Raw genomic sequence first — 19,042 nt, forward strand, 5'->3', positions numbered from 1 at the left:
TATTCAAGCGATGACAAATATGCGGGGGTATCAGCCCTATTTATACACTTCCCGCATTGTTTACAAGCGACATAAAAAATACATATCTATGTATTTTTACCGGATGGAAGGCGACCCGGCAGCGCACGGTCGATGCGCGCCGGCAGCCCGAAAGCAAACCAAAAACGATCCGAATAACATCTGCAACAAGCGGCCGTTTTTCTTATAATGGCTGTTTAAACCAAGAATCAAGGAAAGACAGCCATGAGCGACGTACAAGTTTGGATCAAGGAAACCGTAACCAAAAATCCGGTCGTATTATTCATGAAGGGCACCGCCCAATTCCCGCAATGCGGCTTTTCCGGCAAAGCGATCCAGATCCTGAAGGCCAACGGCGTCGAAAACATCGTCACGGTCAATGTACTGGATGACGCCGACGTGCGCCAGGGCATCAAGGAATATTCGAACTGGCCGACCATTCCGCAACTGTATATCAAGGGCGAATTCATCGGCGGCTCCGACATCATGAATGAAATGCACGAATCCGGCGAACTGAAAACCCTGTTGGGCGCCTGAGCCAAGCCGCCCTTTTGTGACGACGAGCCCAAAGCGCCTGATCATCGCCATCACCGGCGCCAGCGGCGCCGTGTATGGGGTGCGCCTGCTGCAAGTGCTGCGCGATGTGCCCGAAGTGCAGACCCATCTGCTGCTGTCGGAAGCCGGCGCCATCAATCTGCATCAGGAACTTGATCTGAGCCGCAAGCAGGTCGGCGCACTGGCCGATGTGGTGCACAACGTGCGCGATATCGGCGCCCCGATCGCCAGCGGCTCGTTCCAGTCGGACGGCATGATCGTCGCCCCCTGCTCGATGAAGACACTGGCTGCGGTAGCCAACGGCCTGTCCGACAACCTGATCAGCCGCGCCGCCGACGTAGTGCTGAAAGAGCGCCGCCGCCTGGTGCTGATGGTGCGCGAAACGCCATTCAACCTGGCGCACTTGCGCAACATGACCGCCGTCACCGAAATGGGCGGCATCATCTTCCCGCCGCTGCCCGGGTTCTACCAGCGCCCGCAATCGATCGCCGAAATGGTGGATCACACGATCGGTCGCGTGCTCGACCTGTTCGCGGTTCCGCATGCGCTAGCGCCGCGCTGGAACGGCCTCAAGGCCAGCGACGCGATCGCTTAAATTCGCCGGCATCGCCCACTCTGCCGCTAGCAGCTTGGAAAAAGCACAACACCCGGCATCTGGCCCTAATTGCCCCGCGAGTGCCCCATCATTGCAAAGAATGAATAAGCATAGCGCTGCGCCAGCTTACTCTTTTGCACGGCCTGATCGGCATGTAAACCGGCGCTGACAAGTTGCAAGCAACTGCGCCCAACTCATTCATCGAATTGATTGATGTCGAATTTCCCGTTCTGAAAACCCGTCATAAGCGAGCGCAGATCCTCCGGCAACGGCACCGCCCTCGCCTTGTCCAGATCCATGGCGACCAGCACCAAGTGCGCTTGCACCCTCTGTTCCCCTTTGTATTCGCAGGTCACGCCCAGCTTCAACGAGCTTTTGCCCATATGTTCAAGCTTGAGCCCCAGCGTGATTCTCTCACCCATTCGGGAGGGCGCAATGAAATCGCAGTTAATGCTCACCACAGGAAAACCAAGGCGGTGCTCGGTAATATATTTGGCATAATCGAGCCCCAATCCCTGATTGAACCAGTCCTCCACCAAACCGTTGAACATGATGAAATACTGGGGGAAAAAAACTATGCCAGCTGGATCGCAATACGAGAACCGGACTAGTTGTTCACTACAAAATTTATTTTCAATAACTTTAATGGTCATGGGGCAACTCGCTAAAATATGTGCAGAGGTTAGACTCGGGAACTGTCGGTTTATTCAACTTTGGACAACCACGCAGAGTACTGTACGGCCATCGATCATTTCGACCGACCAATGCGCAACAAACGCAGCTCCCCGACGCAGAAATCAGTACTGATCGGATCGGCTTACACAGTGCTTAAATGAAACGTCGAAGCAAGCGGAAAAGAAAAAAGGTTACAAGCCGAAGCGTGTAACCTTTTTATTTACTGCTTTATTCTGGTGCCGGCTGCCGGAATCGAACTGGCCACCTGATGATTACAAGTCAACTGCTCTACCAAATGAGCTAAGCCGGCGAAAAGCAGTATTGTACGCTACTTGATCCTGGTTAGCACGGGTTTTCCGGATTTTTTTGCGGGATCCGATATTGCAACCGCATCTTTCTCAGCTGTATCTTGTGATTTTTCGGCCACTGCCGGCACGCTTGCCAACGTCGGGCCATTTTTTGCCGAATCGGCCGCAGTTTGTTCAGCACTGACGTCCTGCGACGTTGCTTTCTGATCAGCTTGCGCCTCCTGCGGTTCGAACGCCATGCCTTGCCCGTTCTCATGGGCATAGATTGCAATCACACTTTCCACCGCGACCGAAATCTGGCGCGACACACCGCCAAAACGGGCGCTGAAATTGATGAACTCGCTCTCCATTTTGAGATTGCTGGTGGCGCCGAAACTGATGTTCAAAACGATTTCGCCATTGCGCACGAACTCCATCGGAACACGGCTGCGCGCATCGACCCTGACTGCGATATACGGCGTATAGCCGCTGTCGACGCACCATTCGTAAATGGCGCGCAGTAGATAAGGCTTGGTGGAAAGTTCGGGCATATCGCGATACAGTAAAAAATTTTGCCTAAAAGACGTCCGGGCTTCGGCGGTCCGGATGCCAGCTTGCTTAACGACGCATGACTTTTTCCGAAGGAGTCAATGCTTCGATATACGCCGGACGCGAAAAAATCCGCTCGGCGTATTTCATGATAGGCGCCGCCGTCTTCGACAGCTCTATCCCATAATGATCGAGACGCCACAATAGCGGTGCAATCGCGACATCGAGCATCGAGAACTCATCGCCGAGCATGTATTTGTTCTTCAGGAACAAAGGTGCCAGCGTGGTCAGTCGGTCGCGAATCTCAATACGCGCCTTTTCCTGGCTCTTTTCGCTGCCTTTGGATTTCTCGTTTTCCAAAGTATGGACGTGAATGAACAGCTCTTTTTCAAAATTGAACAGCATCAATCGGGCGCGTGCCCGCATCAATGGATCGGCTGGCATCAGTTGCGGATGCGGAAAACGCTCATCGATGTATTCATTGATGATATTCGATTCATACAAAATCAGATCGCGCTCAACCAGAATCGGCACTTGGCCGTAAGGATTCATGATGGAGATGTCTTCCGGCTTATTGAACAGATCGACGTCGCGAATTTCAAAGTCCATGCCCTTTTCAAACAGGACCAGACGGCAGCGTTGCGAGAATGGGCAAGTTGTACCCGAATAGAGAACCATCATTTTATAGTTCCTTTAAAAAAACAAAGGGGTGAGACGTAAAACGGCTCACCCGAAAATACCCGCCTGCGACGTGCAGGCGCATGATATTACTTGATATCTTTCCAGTAGGCCGCATTCAAACGCCAAGCGAGGACAAAGAATATGCCGAGGAAAAGCAGAACCCATACGCCCAGGCGTTTCCGCGTGTTTTGTGCCGGCTCGCCCATCCACTGCAGGTAGCCGACCAGGTCGCCAACCGCAGCATCGTAGTCGTTGGCAGACAGCTTGCCCGGTGTGACTTGTTCGAAGCCGGCAAATTTATGCACTGCGCCGCCTGAATGCGGATCCTTTTCTTCCACGAACTTGGCAGTGCGGGTGCCTTGCAACTCCCACAAAGCATGCGGCATGCCGACATTCGGAAATACCATGTTGTTCCAGCCGGTTGGACGCGTATCGTCCTTGTAGTAAGTGCGTAGATAAGTATAAAGGTAATCCGAACCCGAGCCGGCGTCTGAAGCACGCGCCCGCGCAATCACCGACAGATCCGGCGGCACCACACCAAACCAGGCCTTCGCATCTTTGGCCGTCATCGATGTCTGCATCAGATCTCCGACTTTTTCGCCGGTGAATAGCAGATTGGTCTTGATCTGGTCTTCAGTCAATCCGATATCCCTGAGTCGGTTATAGCGCATTGATGCTGCGGAATGGCAATTCAGGCAGTAGTTAACAAAGAGTTTGGCGCCGTTTTGCAAAGCCGCCATGTCGGTACTGCGATCCGGTGCACGATCCAACGGGAAACCGCCCCCTGACGCAAGGGCGAGAGCGGGTACCAGTGCGATGGCAGCAATCAGTTTTTTCAACAATTTCATTTTCGAGTATCCCTTTTGCGCTTAGTGCGGATGGAATGTGACACGGTCTGGCACGGTCTTGAATGTGCCCATTGCGCTCCACCATGGCATCAACATAAAGAAGCCGAAGTAAACAAAGGTGCCTACCTGAGAAATCAATCCACCAATCGCTGAAGGCGGCTTCACTCCGAGATAGCCCAAAACAAGGAACATGATGCCGAACACCAGATACACCCATTTATGCCAGCTTGGACGATAGCGAATCGATTTGACCTTGGATTTATCCAGCCACGGCAGGCCGCCCATGATCATGACAGAAGCCCCCATCAGCACCACGCCCCAAAATTTGGCTTCCAGGAAAATCATGCCGACTACCGCCACCAGACCGATAACCAGCGCAGCCAGTTTGACTTTGCTGTTTTTTGCAGTAGCTAGCAGCAACAGTACGTATGCGATGACGCCAGGAATCAAACCGTAGTTGACGAACTCGGAAGTCACTGCGCGCAGGATCGAGTAGAACGGCGTGAAATACCAAACTGGAGCGATATGCAATGGCGTCGTCAGTGGGTCGGCCGGAACGAAGTTGTTGTATTCGAGGAAGTAACCGCCCATTTCCGGCGCAAAGAATACGATGGCCGAGAACACTATCAGGAATACCGCCACGCCCATGATGTCATGGATCGAGTAATACGGATGGAAAGGAATGCCGTCAAGCGGAATACCGTTGGCGTCCGTCTTGTCCTTGATCTCGACTCCGTCAGGATTATTCGAACCCACTTCATGCAACGCAATAATGTGCGCGACAACCAGACCCAGCAATACCAAAGGAACGGCAATCACATGGAACGAAAAGAAGCGGTTCAGCGTCGCATCGCCGATCACGTAGTCACCGCGAATCCACAATGACAAATCAGGACCGATAAATGGAATCGCGCCGAACAGGTTGACGATCACCTGCGCCCCCCAGTATGACATTTGACCCCATGGCAACAGATAACCCATGAAGGCCTCCGCCATCAGGCACAGGAAAATACCGACGCCGAACAGCCATACCAGTTCGCGCGGTTTGCGGTACGAACCATAAAGCAGGCCGCGAATCATGTGCATATAGACCACGATGAAAAACGCGGAAGCGCCGGTCGAGTGCATGTAGCGCACCAGCCAGCCCCATGACACGTCGCGCATGATGTATTCAACCGAGGCGAATGCGAGCGCCGCGTCCGGCTTGTAATGCATGACCAGGAAAATTCCGGTGACGATCTGAATCACCAGCACCAGCATCGCGAGAGACCCGAAAAAATACCAGAAATTGAAGTTTTTCGGCGCGTAATATTCGGACAAATGCGCTTTATAGGTCGATGTCAGCGGGAAACGTGCATCGATCCAGTTCATCGCCTTGGCCGCGATTGGTGCGTCGGCCGGAAGTTGCTTTTCATGAAACGCCATGATTACGCCTCGCCTTTCTCGTCTTTACCGATAATGATTTTGGTATCCGACAGATACATGTGACGCGGGACGTCCAAATTGGCTGGTGAAGGCTTGTTTTTGAAGACGCGCCCGGCCAAGTCGAATGTAGAGCCATGGCATGGGCAGAGAAAGCCACCGGCCCAGTCATCCGGCAACGAAGGTTGCGCACCGGCCTGAAACTTGGAACTTGGCGAACAGCCCAGATGCGGGCAAATACCGACCGCGATCAGGATATCCTTGTGATCAGGGCGTGACCGCGTATGCTTATCGCAGTAAGACGGCAAGTCCATTGTGTATGATTTTTCCGAAAGAGGGTCGGCCAGCTGGCCCTCGAGCTTGGCGAGTTCAGCCATCATTTCAGGAGTACGCTTTAACAGCCATACCGGCTTACCGCGCCACTCCACGACCTTCATCTCACCCGGCTTCAAATTCGAGATATCCGCCTCTACCGGCGCGCCAGCAGCCTTGGCCCGCTCGGAAGGCTGAAAAGTACTAACCAATGCTCCCGCCGTTGCCAAACCAGCCACGCCACCCATCGCAGCCGTGGCGACGAGCAAACCGCGCCGGCTGGAATCGACCTGCTTTTCGTTACTCATACCAACCCCAATCAGTCAAAATACGAAATTTGTGTGAAGCACCATGCGCAATGTACACAGCTTCTAGCAACTCTAAATTATAACGGAGGCGGCCTTTGTTATAAAGAAAAATTACTATTCGCCCAACTTGCAAAGGTTTTTCTTGATGTATGGCAAGTTTCTGAAGCGCCAAGCCTTGCCAATGCATGGGGCAAATCAAATGCCCGGCATCCAGGGACCGGGAGATGTGGATTGCGCTTGGTTGAGCACGCGACTAGAATAAATTGCGTTTGCCAGACTTTCAATATAACAACAGGAGCGCCTCATGAGCATGATGCAAGAGTTTAAAAGCTTTATTTCCAGGGGCAATGTGATGGACCTTGCCGTCGGCGTGATAGTCGGTGCGGCATTCGGGAAAATTGTCGACTCGCTGGTACAGGACATCATCATGCCGATCGTCGGCAGACTTGTGGGCGGCCTGGACTTTTCCAGCTATTACCTGCCGCTAAACGGACAAAGCACCGGATTGGCATTGGCAGAGGCGAAAAAAGCCGGCGCCGTAATCGCCTACGGCAATTTCATCACGATTGCCCTGAATTTCATCATTCTGGCTTTCATCATTTTCCAGATGATTCGCCTGTTCAACAAAATGAAACAGGCAGAACCGCCTCCTGCACCAGCAGCCACGCCCGAAGATGTGGTTCTGCTGCGCGAAATCCGCGATGCACTGAAGACCAGGTGAGCCCCTACACCGGATTGTCGATATCGACAAAATGATGCGCAATGCCGAACTGCTGGGCCAGCAACTGGCCCAGCGCCTGCACGCCGTAGCGCTCGGTTGCGTGATGGCCGCAGGCCAGGTAGGCAACCCCGGCTTCACGCGCCAGATGAACGGTAGGTTCCGAGATTTCACCGCTCAAATACATATCGGCTCCGGCCGCAATCGCATCCGTCATGAAGTTTTGTGCGGCGCCGGTACACCAGGCGACCCGGCGCACAGGCTGCGCCGGGTCGCCGATCAACAGCGGCTGACGGCCTAGCTTTGCCGCCACTTCGAGCGCCCAATCCCCTGCGGTTCTGAGCTCTGTATTTATAGCTGTGCCGAGGCATGCCAGATCATCCGCGCCGAAGCGCGCATCCGCAAGCAACCCGAGTATCGAGGCCAGTTGCGCATTGTTTCCAAAGACTGGATGCGCATCCAGCGGCAGATGGTAGGCGAACAAATTAATGTCGTGCGCCAGCAGCAACTTCAGCCGCTTGTGCTTGATACCCACTACGCAGGCATCCTCGCCGCGCCAGAAATAGCCATGGTGCACCAAAACCGCATCCGCCCTCAGATCGATGGCCGCCTCAAGCAATGCCAGATTGGCGGTCACACCGGTCACTACGGTTTTTATCGATGCAGATCCTGTTACCTGCAATCCGTTTGGACAATAATCGCGAAAACGTGTAATTTCCAGTGTGAGTGCTAGAAATTTTGCCAACTCATCCCTATCTACTGATCGTTGATTCATTTTTTACTACCTTCATATGCGACGTTTTTGGTTATTATTTGCACAAACCGTAACTATCGGTCTGGCAGTATGGTTCATTGTAACGACCTTGAAACCGGATTGGACCGGCAGGCTCGGCGGTTCGCAGAACGCGCGCATCGCATCGGTATCAATACAGGAAGCGGCCCCGTCAAAATCACCAATACAAGGCTCTTACCGCGACGCCGCCAAGCATGCAATGCCGTCGGTGGTAAATATTTTCACCACCAAGGAAGCCAGACAACTGAAAAACCCCTACCTGGACGATCCATTTTTCAAGAAGTTCTTTGGCGACGGCTATGGCGATCAGGAAGAAAAGCAGTCTAGCCTCGGTTCCGGTGTCGTCATCAGCCCGCAGGGCTACATCCTGACCAATAATCATGTAGTCGAAGCCGCCGATGAAATCGAAGTGGCTCTGGCCGACGGTCGCAAGGCTGCTGCTAAAGTGGTGGGGGCCGACCCAGAAACGGATTTGGCAGTGATCAAGATCAATGTCCCGAATCTGCCGGCCATCACCTTGGGACGCATCGAACAAGCGCAGGTCGGCGACCCTGTGCTTGCCATCGGCAATCCATTCGGCGTCGGCCAGACCGTCACCATGGGCATTATCTCGGCGCTGGGGCGCAATCATCTGGGCATCAATACCTTCGAGAACTTCATCCAGACCGATGCCGCGATCAATCCGGGCAATTCGGGCGGAGCGCTGATCGACATCAACGGCAATCTGCTCGGCATCAACACCGCGATCTATTCCCGCAGCGGCGGCTCGCTTGGAATCGGCTTCGCCATCCCGGTTTCGACCGTCAAGACCGTAATGGAATCGATCATCAGCACCGGCCAGGTGGTGCGCGGCTGGATCGGCGTCGAACCGCAAGACATTACGCCGGAACTGGCCGAAAGCTTCGGCCTGAGCAAGAAGACCGGTGCCATCATCGCCGGCGTCCTGCGCGACGGCCCGGCCGATAAAGCCGGCATCAAGCCGGGCGACATACTGGTTGCAATCGAAGACAAGCCGGTCGCCGATACTACTGAAATGCTCAACCTGATTGCGCAACTGGCTCCCGGCAACAAGGCGAAATTCACCATTTCGCGCCGCAATCAGGAATCCGTTTTACAGGTCACGATTGGCAAACGCCCGAAAGTCCAGCGCGAATAATCCTGGAAATACGGGCGATGCGAATGCTTCACCCGCAATAAACTACCGATTTCTGCCATGCATATCCGCGACCTAATCCAGTTCCTCACTGAATTAAGTGAAAACAACAGCCGCGCCTGGTTCGCGATGAACCGGCCGCGCTACGACATCCTGCGCGAAGAATTCCTGACGCTCGTCACCGGCCTGATCGCCGGAATCGCTGCGTTCGATCCGCCGGTCGCCGGCTGCGATCCGAAAAAAGCCTTGTTCCGAATCAATCGCGACCTGCGCTTCTCAAAGGACAAAAGGCCCTACAAAACCACGTTTTCCGCCTCGATCTTGCCTAGCGGGCGCAAAAAACCGAGCGAGGGAGGCGGGCCGGTCTATTATTTTCTGATCAATGCTGCCGGACAACTGCACTTTGGCGTCGGTGAATATGCGCCGCCGACCCACCGTTTGCGCGCCATCCGCCAGCACATTGCTGCGGATGCGCAAGGCTTCGGCAAACTGCTCGAGGACAAGAAATTGCAGGCCGCATTCGGCGGTTTTTATGCAGAAGGCAAGTTGACGCACCCACCTAAGGGGTTCGCTATCGACCTACCGCATATCGAGCACATCAAGCTGAAAAATTTCTTCGTTTGGAAAGAGACTGCGTTGGACCGAAAGGCACCGGCAGCGGTTACCGCAACCCTGCTGGCGGGTTTCCGGGATGCTTATCCGCTGGTCGCATGGCTGCGCAACGTACCACTGCCGGAATCATAACTCGCTCCGAAAAATCATGAGTATGCATTAATGTCCGCCTATTTTATTGCGGAAGCAGCTATAGCTTATGTGAGTATATAAACAATCTCAAGCGTCTGATGCATCTTCCAGCGGGGCCTGCGTTACCTTGACAAAAAGCGGCGCCACCAGCAGTCCGAGCTCAAACAACAAGCACATCGGCACTGCCAGTGAAAACTGGCTGACCACGTCCGGCGGCGTCACGATGGCGGCGACCACGAAAGAGCCGACAATCACGTAAGGCCGGGTCGACTTCAGTTTTTCCAGTGTCACCAATCCCATTCGCACCAGCACGATCACCACAATCGGCACCTCGAACGTCAAGCCGAACGCCAGACACATCGACATCACGAAATCCAGGTAATTTTCTATATCGGGCGCCACCGTGATGGAAGATGGCGCGAATTCGTTAATGAACTTGAAGACCCGACCGAACACCAGGAAATAACAAAATGCTATCCCCGCCAGAAACAGCAAGGAAGACGACACCACCAGCGGGGCGATCAGCTTTTTCTCGTGCAGATACAGGCCAGGCGCGATGAAAGCCCACACCTGGTATAACACCCAAGGCAAGGCCAGGATGAAGGCCAGCAGCAACGTGACTTTCATCGGCACCAGAAATGGGGAAATCACTCCGGTAGCGATCATCTTGGCGCCTGGCGGCAATGAAGACATCATCGGGCGCGCCAGGAAATCGTAAATATGCGCGGGTCCGGGCCACAGGAACAACAAGCCGCAAACGATCAGCACCCCGATTGACGCGCGCACCAGGCGGTCGCGCAGTTCAACCAGATGTGAAATGAAGGTGTCTTCCACACCGGTTTTTGGTTCTTCAGACATAGGGCCTGCTTGGCATATTAATTAACAGAACTAAGCGATGTAAACCGCCGCAGAGCCTTGAACCGGCCGTGTTCGCGATCAAGCCGGAGCGCACTAATGAAACGAGCGGAGCGTTTTATTGCCGGGACGATAGCGCGACACGCGCGCAGCGCCTGACAACAGATGCGATTTGCCGCCATGACGCTGCTTGTACCAGCCAGGGATGGCCGAGGTGCGGGCCAGTTTTTTCTTGCGGAAGCTCTTCGCTTTCGCGCTCACCTGCTCCATCGGGACGGAAAAGGGTGGATATTGCGTAGCGCTGTTGTCAATGCCGTCGCCCACCGCCGCGCTGAGTTCGCGCTCGGTGTCGGACAGATTGCGCGCAATCGAACTCTCGACATCCTTGGCCGCCTCCTGCACTTCCTGCTGCATCTGGCGCAACTCGTCGAGCTCCATCTCGCGACTGACTTCGGACTTCACGTCATTAATATAACGCTGGGCGCGCCCCAGCAACGAGCCGGCCATGCGCGCGACTTTCGGCAGTTTCTCGGGGCCGATCACCACCAGCGCAACCACCCCGATCAATGCCAGCTTGGAAAGACCTAAATCAATCATAAGGCTGTAGCGACAAACCGCAAACAGCACCCGGTATCGCCATCATGGCGCGCCATGCGCGATACCAGCAGGCGCCGTTCAGTCCTTTGTCTTCTCTTTCGATTCAACGTCGATTGTATTTTTCTCATTGGCTTGCGACAAATTTTTGGCGGCGGATTTTTCTTCCTCGCCCTTGACGCCATCCTTGAAACCCTTGACCGCCTTGCCCAGATCGGAACCCATATTGCCTATCTTCTTGGTGCCGAACACCAGCATCACGATCACCAGCACAATCAGCCAGTGCCAAATACTTAACGAACCCATGATTATTCCTTTCAAGACGGATTATTACCGTCGGATGCACGAAAAAAAACCTGCCCTCTTAACGCCGCCCGCGCCACGGTCGCGGCCCACCGATCACATGCAGATGCAGATGGTACACCTCTTGACCGCCATCCGGACCGGTGTTGATCATTGTTCTGTAGCCACCTGTTAGACCATTGTTTGCGTCATTAGTTAATGCGCAGCCGAACTCCTTTGCCAGCTTCGGCGCTAGCAGCAACATTTGCGCCAGCAGCCCGGCATCCGCGCTGCCGCAATCCGATAATGTACCGATATGCTGCTTCGGAATCACCAGCAAGTGTACCGGTGCGGCCGGATTGATATCTTTGAACGCCAGCAGCGTATCGTCTTCATAAACGATCTCGGAAGGCATGATTTTTGCTGCAATTTTGCAAAAAATACAGTTATCCAACATGACTCCGTAATTTTCAGAATTTTAATTTTTGTGCGACTCGTCGGCGTCGCGCAATACATCCTTGCGCGCGGCCTTTTCCTCGATGCCGGACAAGCCTTCGCGCCGCGCCAGTTCATCCAGCACCTGCTGCGGCGTCAAACCGAACTGCGCCAGCATGACCAGCGTATGGAACCACAGGTCGGCACATTCATACAGCACTTTCGAGACGTCGCCGTCGATGCGTGCATCTTTTGCCGCCATCACGGTCTCGGTTGCCTCTTCGCCGATTTTCTTCAGAATCGCATCGTCGCCCTTGGCAAACAGGCGCGCCACATACGATTTTTCGGGGTTGCCGCCGTTGGCCAGCTTGCGCGACTCGATGACCGCCGCCAGCCGATTCAGTGTTTCACTCATTTATAGATGCTTTCAGGGTTTTTCAGCACCGGATCGACTGCCTGCCACACACCGTCGGTGGAATCGCCTTCAAATTTCTGGAAGAAGCAGGAATGCCGCCCGGTATGGCAGGCGATGCGATCGGCCTGTTCCACTTTCAACAACACCACATCCTCGTCGCAATCGAGGCGAATTTCATGCACTTTCTGGATATGCCCCGATTCCTCGCCCTTGCGCCAGAGCTTCTTGCGCGAGCGGCTCCAGTAGACGGCTTCACCCAGCTCCACAGTGCGGGCCAGCGCGTCACGGTTCATCCAGGCGAACATCAACACATCATTGCTGCCGACCTCCTGCGCAATCACCGGCACCAAGCCGTGCTCGTCCCATCGCACCTTGTTCAACCACTTGAAATTTGCGCTCATGCCAGCCTCATTGGAATGCCTTGCTCGGCCATGAAGCGTTTTGCTTCCTGCACCGTGTGTTGCCCGTAATGAAAGATACTGGCTGCCAGCACCGCATCGGCGCGGCCCAGCTTGATGCCGTCGGCCAGGTCCTGCAGGCTGCCGACGCCGCCGGAGGCGATTACCGGGATATTCACGGCGTCCGAAACGCCGCGCGTCAGACCTAGGTCGAAACCGACCTTGGTGCCGTCGCGATCCATGCTGGTGAGTAATATCTCGCCGGCGCCCAGGCTTTCCATCTTCTGCGCCCAGGCGATGGCATCCAGGCCGGTCGCGTTGCGCCCGCCGTGCGTAAACACTTCCCATTTGCCGGGCGCGGTCTGCTTGGCGTCGATCGCCACCACGATGCATTGCGAACCGTACTTGTGCGCGGCATCGAACACCAGCTGCGGATTGGTCACCGCCGAGGTGTTGATGCTGACCTTGTCGGCGCCGGCGTTGAGCAGGCGGCGCACATCCTCCACCACGCGCACGCCGCCGCCAACCGTCAGCGGAATGAATACCTGCGAGGCGACCGCCTCGATGATGTGCAGGATCAGGTCGCGTCCGTCGCTCGATGCGGTGATGTCGAGAAAGGTCAGCTCGTCGGCGCCCTGCTCGTCGTAGCGGCGCGCAATCTCGACCGGATCGCCGGCATCGCGCAATTCCAGAAAATTGACGCCCTTGACGACGCGCCCGGCAGTGACGTCCAGGCAGGGAATGATGCGTTTGGCAAGTGTCATGGTTACTCTTCCGGCTGCCCGCTCAAGGCATCGGCGCGCGCCTGGGCTGTCAGCAAGTCGAGCGAGCCTTCGTAAATCGAACGGCCGCAAATCACGCCTTCGATGCCCTCGTCCTGCACCGCGCACAACGCTTCGACATCGTGGATGTCGTGCACGCCGCCGGATGCGATGACCGGAATTTTGACCGCCTGCGCCAGCTTCACCGTCGCATCCACGTTGACGCCGCCCATCATGCCGTCGCGGCCGATGTCGGTATAAATGATGGCTTCGGCGCCGTAACCTTCGAACTTCCTGGCCAGGTCGATGACTTCGTGGCCGGACAGCTTGCTCCAGCCGTCGGTGGCGACCTTGCCGTCCTTGGCGTCCAGGCCGACGATGATCTGGCCCGGGAAGGCGCCGCAGGCATCGTGCAGGAAGCCGGGGTTCTTCACCGCTGCGGTGCCGATGATGATGTAGCTCAAGCCGCTGTCCAGATAGCGCTCGATGGTGTCCAGGTCGCGGATGCCGCCGCCGAGCTGGACCGGGATTTCGTCGATAGCGTTTTCGAGCGCGAACTCGCGCACCGCTTGCAGGATGGACTTCACCGCGGATGCGTTTTTCGGCTTGCCGGCGAAAGCGCCGTTCAGGTCCACCAGATGCAGGCGGCGCGCGCCCTGCAGCAGCCAGTGGCGCGCCATGGCGGCCGGGTCTTCCGAGAATACGGTGGCCTGGTCCATGTCGCCCTGTTTCAGGCGTACGCAGTGACCGTCTTTAAGATCGATTGCAGGAATAAGCAGCATGGCGGACAGAGAGAAAAGTTGGGATTGGAGAGAGTAATGCACATGGATGACAGCGGCACATGACCGGAATCAAGGTTTCCAGTGGACGAAATTGCGGTACAGGCGCAATCCGGCCGCCGCACTTTTTTCCGGATGAAACTGGGTCGCGAAGATATTCTCGCGCGCTACCGCGCAGGCAAATGCGGTGCCGTAATCGGTCTGGCCGACGATATCGGCCGCAGCGGCCGGTTGCGCATAATAACTATGCACGAAATAGAAGTAGCTGTCGTCGGCAATGCCGTCCCACAGCGCATGCGGCTGCGTTTGCCGAACCCGGTTCCAGCCCATTTGCGGCACCTTGAAGCGCGAGCCGTCTTGCTGCAACTGGCCGTCGAGCTGGAACCGCACCACCTTGCCGGGCAGCAGCCCGAGTCCGGGCGTGTCGCCTTCCTCGCTGCGCTCGAACAGCATTTGCTCGCCGACGCATACGCCAAACAGCGGCTTGCTGCGCGCCGCTTCCAGCAGCGCCTCCTGCAGGCCGGATTCGCGCAGGCAGCGCATGCAGTCCGGCATTGCGCCCTGGCCGGGCAAAACAATACGGTCGGCAGCGCGCAAATCCGCAGCCACTCCCGAAATCCGGACATCCGCCTCGGGCGCGACGTGGCGCAGCGCCTGCGCCACCGAGCGCAAATTACCCATGCCGTAATCCACTACAACGATTTTATTCATATTCACACTATAGACGACGATTCAGATACCAGCCGGAAATGCCATCGGACGCAACCGCTTACAGGCTGCCCTTGGTCGAAGGAATGGTTCCGGCCGAGCGCGCATCGAGTTCGGTTGCCATGCGCAGTGCGCGGCCGAAAGCCTTGAACACCGTTTCGCACTGGTGATGCGCATTGTCGCCGCGCAAGTTATCGACATGGATCGACACCAGCGCATGGTTGACGAAGCCCTGGAAGAATTCGTGCACCAGATCGACGTCGAAACTGCCGATCATGGCGCGCGTAAACGGCACGTGAAACTCCAGCCCGGGGCGGCCGGAAAAATCGATCACCACCCGCGACAGCGCTTCATCCAGCGGCACATACGCGTGGCCGTAGCGGCGGATGCCCTTCTTGTCGCCGATCGCCTTGGCAAAAGCCTGGCCCAGCGTAATGCCGACGTCTTCCACCGTGTGATGGGCATCGATATGCAAGTCACCGTGGGCCTCGATGTCGAGGTCGATCAGGCCGTGGCGGGCGATCTGGTCCAGCATGTGGTCGAGGAAGGGTACGCCGGTGGCGAGTTTCTGGACCCCGCTGCCGTCCAGATTGATGGCGACGCGGATCTGGGTCTCGTTGGTATTGCGCCTGACTTCTGCAATGCGCGGGGTGGTCGTGTTCATTGGGCTGCCATGGTTATGTTGCTCTTACTATATCCTACACTCTGCCAACGATGCCTTCAGCGCATCGAGGAATTGCCGGTTCTCTTGCCGGGTACCGACGGTGACGCGCAGACAGTTATGCAATAACGGGTGCATTTTACCGACATTTTTGATTAATACCTTGTGTTCCAACAGCTTGTCGAACACATTCTGCGCATCGATGCGCTCGAATTGCACCCGGATCAGCAAAAAATTCGCAGCCGAAGGAAATACCTGGATTTCAGGCAGGGCGCTCAGCGCATCGGCCAGCCGCGAACGCGCGTCACGCAACGCCTGCGCCTGCGCTTCCAGCACATCCGCGTGCTGCAGCACGAACCGGGCGGCGGTCTCGGTCAGCACATTCACATTGTACGGCGGACGCACCTTGTCGAATTCGCGCAGCAAAGCCTGGCTGGCCGCCATGTAGCCCAGGCGGATGCCGGCCAGGCCGAGCTTGGAGACGGTGCGCATCACCACCAGATTTTCGAACTCGGCCAGCCGCGGCATCCAGCTCGAGGGCGCAAACGGCTGGTAGGCTTCATCCGACACCACGATGCCGCTGTCGCCGACTGCGCGGATGATCTGCTCCATGTCGCCGGCATCGTACAAAGTGCCGGTCGGGTTGTTCGGATACGCCAGATAGACGATCGCCGGCCGGTGCTCGGCGATCGCATCCAGCATGGCGGCGGTATCCAGCGTGAAATCGGGCTTTAACGGCACGCCGACGAATTCCAGCCCGGCGAACTGGGCCGACATCGCATACATCACGAAGCCGGGCACCGGCGCCAGCACCTTGGCGCCCGGCTTGGCGCAAGCGACCGAAATAATGGAAATCAATTCGTCCGAACCGTTCCCGAGCACCACGTCGAATCCGGCCGGCACCCCTTGCCCGGCGCAGATTTCAGCCTTCAGCGCGGCATAGGACGGCACCGGGTAGCGGTTCAACGCGACCTCGGCCAGGCGCCGGCCCAATTCCTCGCGCAGCGCCGGCGGCAGCGTATAGGGATTTTCCATCGCATCGAGCTTGACCAAGCCGCTCGAATCAGGAACGTGGTAAGCCGATAGCGCGCGGACCTCGGGACGGATGATGTTTTCAATCAGGGACATGGAAGCGGCTGCTGGTTGTGCTCGAAAACAAGCGTTGATTGCACGGAATCCGGTGATGGTGCCGGTGCTGCGGCTTTTTTCCGGCCTCTCTTGCTTTTTTTGATATCGGTCAGCTTGGCGCGCACCGGCTCGGTCGGCTGGTTGTTTGGTGCGCTCGTCTGCGCTTGCGGCGACGCCAGGCGCTGCTCGATTATCGCGCAATACGCGGGATTCAGCTCGAAACCGGCAAAGCCCCGGCCGCAGCGCCGCGCCGCCACCGCCGTGGTGCCGCTGCCCATGAACGGATCGAGCACCACGCCGCCCGGCGGACAGGACGCCTTGATGATGCGCTCAATGATTTCCAGCGGTTTCTGGGTCGGATGCTCGGCCCGTTCCGGATGCTCGCGATGCAGGCGCGATACGCTCCACACATCCTTCGGATTGTAGCCCAGCTCCAGCCACTTGGCGCCGACGAAGATCGAGCGCGAACGGGCTTTCTTGGTCGCCGCGTCATACGGCACCCGGACTGCGTCGAGATCGAAATAATAGCCTTTCTGCCTGGCAAAAAATCCTATGGTGTCGTGCACCGAAGTAAAGCTGCGGATGCTGCCGCCCATCGACGGCACCCTGCGGTCCCAGATGATCTCGTTGAGCATCGTCATGCGCTGCTTGAGCATGACGAATATCTCCGGCGCATAGCGCCAGGTCAGGAAGATGTACAGGCTACCGCTGGCTTTGAGCTTCGGCAGCGCGGCGTCGATCCACGCGGCGCTCCAGCGCAGATAGGCGTCGGCCTCCATCTTGTCCGAATCGTTGCCGTAATCCTTGCCCAATCCGTACGGCGGGTCGGCCACGATCAGGTCGATCGAATCATCGGGAATCCGCGCCAGTCCCTGCAATGCGTCTTCCTGAAAAATCCGGTCGCGCCAGTCCGTCATGCCGGCAGTCATTTCAGTCCGGGCTGCAATCGATATTCCGCGCTGCGCGCGTGCGCCTGCAGGCCCTCGCCGTACGCCAGCTCCGCCGCGACCCGGCCCAGCGTCTGCGCGCCGGCCTCGGATACCTGGATCAGGCTGGAGCGCTTCTGGAAATCGTAGACGCCCAGCGGCGACGAAAAGCGCGCGGTGCGCGAGGTCGGCAGCACGTGGTTCGGTCCGGCGCAATAGTCGCCCAGCGACTCCGACGAGAAGCGGCCGAGGAACATCGCACCGGCGTGTCGCACCTTGGCGGCCCATTGCTGCGGATTTTCGGTGGAAATCTCCAGATGCTCGGCCGCGATCAGGTTGGCGATCTCGCACGCCTGCTCCATGTCGCGCACCTTGACCAGCGCGCCGCGCTGCGTCAGCGAAGTGCGAATCACGTCCTGGCGCGGCATGGCATCGATCAGTTTATTGATGCTGGCTTCGACTTGCGCGATGTAAGCGGCGTCCGGACACAGCAGGATCGATTGCGCCAGTTCGTCGTGCTCGGCTTGCGAAAACAGGTCCATCGCGATCCAGTCCGGATCGGTGCTGCCGTCGCAGATGATCAGGATTTCCGACGGGCCGGCGATCATGTCGATGCCGACGGTGCCGAACACGCGGCGCTTGGCGGCGGCCACATAGGCATTGCCGGGGCCGACGATCTTGTCGACTGGCGGGATGGTCGCGGTGCCGAAAGCCAGCGCGGCCACCGCCTGCGCGCCGCCGATGGTAAACACGCGGTCGACGCCGGCAATCGCCGCCGCCGCCAGCACCAGCGGATTCTTCACGCCGTCCGGGGTCGGCACCACCATGATGACTTCCTGCACGCCGGCCACCTTGGCCGGAATCGCATTCATCAGCACCGACGACGGATAGGCCGCCTTGCCGCCCGGCACATAGATGCCAACCCGGTCCAGCGGCGTGACCTTTTGCCCGAGCACGGTGCCGTCCGGTTCGGTGTAGCTGAAGCCGTCGGAGCCGATTTCCTGTTTTTGCCGCAGGTGATAGGCGCGCACCCGCCCGGCGGCGGTTTGCAATGCGGCGCGACGCTCCGGCGCCAGGCCGTCCAGCGCGGCCTGCAGCTCGGCTTGCGGGATTTCCAGTCCGGCCACGCTGGCAGCGCCGGCAACGTCGAGCCGGTCGAAGCGCTGCGTGCATTCCAGCACGGCGGCGTCGCCGCGCGCTTTCACGTCGGCCAGGATGGTAGCGACCGCACGCTCGATCGCTTCGTCGGCGCTGGCTTCGAACGCCAGCACCGCGCTCAGCTGGGCATGGAAGTCGGTGCTGGAACTGTCCAGCCGTCGGATATGGATCGTCATAGCTTGCCTTGGGTTTCTTCGATTGTCGCCATCAAATAATTTATGCCAGAGTATGCATAAAAACCATGCAATTCCCGCATATTTTTATTTGCGATACTTAAATAATAC

Annotated in this window: 25 protein-coding genes and 1 tRNA gene; 5 read left to right on the plus strand and 21 right to left on the minus strand. The window is 57.1% G+C overall.

Features of this window, described 5'->3' with window-relative positions; translation table 11 throughout:
* Positions 1-243: 243 nt before the first annotated feature.
* The gene (gene grxD, locus HMCN_RS0108875; RefSeq protein ID WP_025917055.1) at positions 244-555 is read left to right on the plus strand and encodes a Grx4 family monothiol glutaredoxin; all 312 of its coding nucleotides are present in this window, start codon (positions 244-246) and stop codon (positions 553-555) included.
* Between the two features lie 16 nt (positions 556-571).
* Entirely contained in the window at positions 572-1,168 is a 597-nt protein-coding gene (locus tag HMCN_RS0108880; protein WP_025917056.1) for a UbiX family flavin prenyltransferase, read from the plus strand.
* Positions 1,169-1,362: 194 nt separating this feature from the next.
* Here the strand turns inward: HMCN_RS0108880 and HMCN_RS0108890 are convergent, their stop codons facing one another.
* The 7 genes from HMCN_RS0108890 to petA all read right to left on the minus strand — a co-directional run bounded on the left by HMCN_RS0108890 (position 1,363) and on the right by petA (position 6,250).
* A complete protein-coding gene (locus tag HMCN_RS0108890; RefSeq protein ID WP_025917057.1) occupies positions 1,363-1,821 on the minus strand; it encodes a thioesterase family protein in 459 nt (152 codons plus the stop codon).
* 256 nt (positions 1,822-2,077) lie between these two features.
* Positions 2,078-2,153: transfer RNA gene (locus HMCN_RS0108895), tRNA-Thr, on the minus strand.
* Positions 2,154-2,171: 18 nt separating this feature from the next.
* Positions 2,172-2,681 (minus strand): ClpXP protease specificity-enhancing factor, encoded by a 510-nt coding sequence (locus tag HMCN_RS0108900; RefSeq protein WP_025917058.1) that lies wholly within the window; start codon positions 2,679-2,681, stop codon positions 2,172-2,174.
* Positions 2,682-2,748: 67 nt separating this feature from the next.
* Positions 2,749-3,360: a glutathione S-transferase N-terminal domain-containing protein gene (locus HMCN_RS0108905; protein WP_025917059.1), complete on the minus strand. Its 612-nt coding sequence runs from the start codon at positions 3,358-3,360 to the stop codon at positions 2,749-2,751.
* Positions 3,361-3,446: 86 nt separating this feature from the next.
* Positions 3,447-4,208: a cytochrome c1 gene (locus HMCN_RS0108910; RefSeq protein WP_025917060.1), complete on the minus strand. Its 762-nt coding sequence runs from the start codon at positions 4,206-4,208 to the stop codon at positions 3,447-3,449.
* A gap of 21 nt (positions 4,209-4,229) precedes the next feature.
* A complete protein-coding gene (locus HMCN_RS0108915; protein ID WP_025917061.1) occupies positions 4,230-5,636 on the minus strand; it encodes a cytochrome bc complex cytochrome b subunit in 1,407 nt (468 codons plus the stop codon).
* Complete coding sequence (gene petA / locus HMCN_RS0108920) at positions 5,636-6,250, minus strand: ubiquinol-cytochrome c reductase iron-sulfur subunit (RefSeq protein WP_025917062.1); 615 nt, start codon at positions 6,248-6,250, stop codon at positions 5,636-5,638. Before petA ends, HMCN_RS0108915 begins: the two co-directional genes overlap by 1 nt.
* A gap of 304 nt (positions 6,251-6,554) precedes the next feature.
* On the opposite strand from petA, the gene mscL reads away from it, so the two are divergent.
* Positions 6,555-6,971, plus strand: coding sequence for a large conductance mechanosensitive channel protein MscL (gene mscL / locus HMCN_RS0108925; RefSeq protein WP_025917063.1), 417 nt, complete (start codon positions 6,555-6,557; stop codon positions 6,969-6,971).
* Between the two features lie 4 nt (positions 6,972-6,975).
* Here the strand turns inward: mscL and HMCN_RS0108930 are convergent, their stop codons facing one another.
* Complete coding sequence (locus tag HMCN_RS0108930) at positions 6,976-7,743, minus strand: Nif3-like dinuclear metal center hexameric protein (protein ID WP_025917064.1); 768 nt, start codon at positions 7,741-7,743, stop codon at positions 6,976-6,978.
* A 16-nt stretch (positions 7,744-7,759) separates the two neighbouring features.
* On the opposite strand from HMCN_RS0108930, the gene HMCN_RS0108935 reads away from it, so the two are divergent.
* Together HMCN_RS0108935 and HMCN_RS0108940 are read left to right on the plus strand one after the other, a co-directional pair.
* Positions 7,760-8,917 carry a Do family serine endopeptidase gene (locus HMCN_RS0108935; RefSeq protein WP_025917065.1) on the plus strand — a complete coding sequence of 386 codons (1,158 nt, stop codon included), beginning with the start codon at positions 7,760-7,762 and terminating at the stop codon, positions 8,915-8,917.
* Positions 8,918-8,974: 57 nt separating this feature from the next.
* A complete protein-coding gene (locus HMCN_RS0108940; RefSeq protein WP_025917066.1) occupies positions 8,975-9,658 on the plus strand; it encodes a DUF2461 domain-containing protein in 684 nt (227 codons plus the stop codon).
* Positions 9,659-9,745: 87 nt separating this feature from the next.
* On the opposite strand, the gene tatC is transcribed toward HMCN_RS0108940, so the two are convergent.
* From tatC to hisD, 13 genes are all read right to left on the minus strand, one after another.
* A complete protein-coding gene (gene tatC / locus HMCN_RS0108945; protein WP_025917067.1) occupies positions 9,746-10,516 on the minus strand; it encodes a twin-arginine translocase subunit TatC in 771 nt (256 codons plus the stop codon).
* Between the two features lie 93 nt (positions 10,517-10,609).
* Positions 10,610-11,110 (minus strand): Sec-independent protein translocase protein TatB, encoded by a 501-nt coding sequence (tatB, locus tag HMCN_RS0108950; RefSeq protein WP_025917068.1) that lies wholly within the window; start codon positions 11,108-11,110, stop codon positions 10,610-10,612.
* A 78-nt stretch (positions 11,111-11,188) separates the two neighbouring features.
* The gene (gene tatA / locus HMCN_RS0108955; RefSeq protein ID WP_025917069.1) at positions 11,189-11,413 is read right to left on the minus strand and encodes a Sec-independent protein translocase subunit TatA; all 225 of its coding nucleotides are present in this window, start codon (positions 11,411-11,413) and stop codon (positions 11,189-11,191) included.
* 58 nt (positions 11,414-11,471) lie between these two features.
* Positions 11,472-11,843 (minus strand): histidine triad nucleotide-binding protein, encoded by a 372-nt coding sequence (locus HMCN_RS0108960; protein WP_025917070.1) that lies wholly within the window; start codon positions 11,841-11,843, stop codon positions 11,472-11,474.
* 24 nt (positions 11,844-11,867) lie between these two features.
* Positions 11,868-12,239 carry a phosphoribosyl-ATP diphosphatase gene (locus HMCN_RS0108965; protein ID WP_025917071.1) on the minus strand — a complete coding sequence of 124 codons (372 nt, stop codon included), beginning with the start codon at positions 12,237-12,239 and terminating at the stop codon, positions 11,868-11,870.
* A complete protein-coding gene (hisI, locus tag HMCN_RS0108970) occupies positions 12,236-12,640 on the minus strand; it encodes a phosphoribosyl-AMP cyclohydrolase (protein ID WP_025917072.1) in 405 nt (134 codons plus the stop codon). The genes HMCN_RS0108965 and hisI overlap by 4 nt, the downstream gene beginning before the upstream one ends.
* Positions 12,637-13,401 carry an imidazole glycerol phosphate synthase subunit HisF gene (hisF, locus tag HMCN_RS0108975; protein WP_025917073.1) on the minus strand — a complete coding sequence of 255 codons (765 nt, stop codon included), beginning with the start codon at positions 13,399-13,401 and terminating at the stop codon, positions 12,637-12,639. Before hisF ends, hisI begins: the two co-directional genes overlap by 4 nt.
* Positions 13,402-13,403: 2 nt before the next feature.
* Complete coding sequence (gene hisA / locus HMCN_RS0108980; protein WP_025917074.1) at positions 13,404-14,180, minus strand: 1-(5-phosphoribosyl)-5-[(5-phosphoribosylamino)methylideneamino]imidazole-4-carboxamide isomerase; 777 nt, start codon at positions 14,178-14,180, stop codon at positions 13,404-13,406.
* Between the two features lie 69 nt (positions 14,181-14,249).
* Positions 14,250-14,888, minus strand: a complete 639-nt coding sequence (hisH, locus tag HMCN_RS0108985) for an imidazole glycerol phosphate synthase subunit HisH (protein ID WP_025917075.1) — start codon at positions 14,886-14,888, stop codon at positions 14,250-14,252.
* Positions 14,889-14,946: 58 nt separating this feature from the next.
* On the minus strand, positions 14,947-15,549 hold the full coding sequence (hisB, locus tag HMCN_RS0108990; protein ID WP_025917076.1) for an imidazoleglycerol-phosphate dehydratase HisB: 603 nt from the start codon (positions 15,547-15,549) through the stop codon (positions 14,947-14,949).
* A gap of 27 nt (positions 15,550-15,576) precedes the next feature.
* Positions 15,577-16,674, minus strand: a complete 1,098-nt coding sequence (hisC, locus tag HMCN_RS0108995; RefSeq protein ID WP_025917077.1) for a histidinol-phosphate transaminase — start codon at positions 16,672-16,674, stop codon at positions 15,577-15,579.
* On the minus strand, positions 16,665-17,603 hold the full coding sequence (locus HMCN_RS0109000) for a site-specific DNA-methyltransferase (protein WP_369792145.1): 939 nt from the start codon (positions 17,601-17,603) through the stop codon (positions 16,665-16,667). The genes hisC and HMCN_RS0109000 overlap by 10 nt, the downstream gene beginning before the upstream one ends.
* A complete protein-coding gene (hisD, locus tag HMCN_RS0109005) occupies positions 17,600-18,934 on the minus strand; it encodes a histidinol dehydrogenase (RefSeq protein ID WP_025917079.1) in 1,335 nt (444 codons plus the stop codon). The genes HMCN_RS0109000 and hisD overlap by 4 nt, the downstream gene beginning before the upstream one ends.
* Between the last annotated feature and the right edge of the window lie 108 nt (positions 18,935-19,042).

This window comes from Herminiimonas sp. CN (assembly GCF_000622895.1).
GTDB lineage: Bacteria > Pseudomonadota > Gammaproteobacteria > Burkholderiales > Burkholderiaceae_D > AVCC01.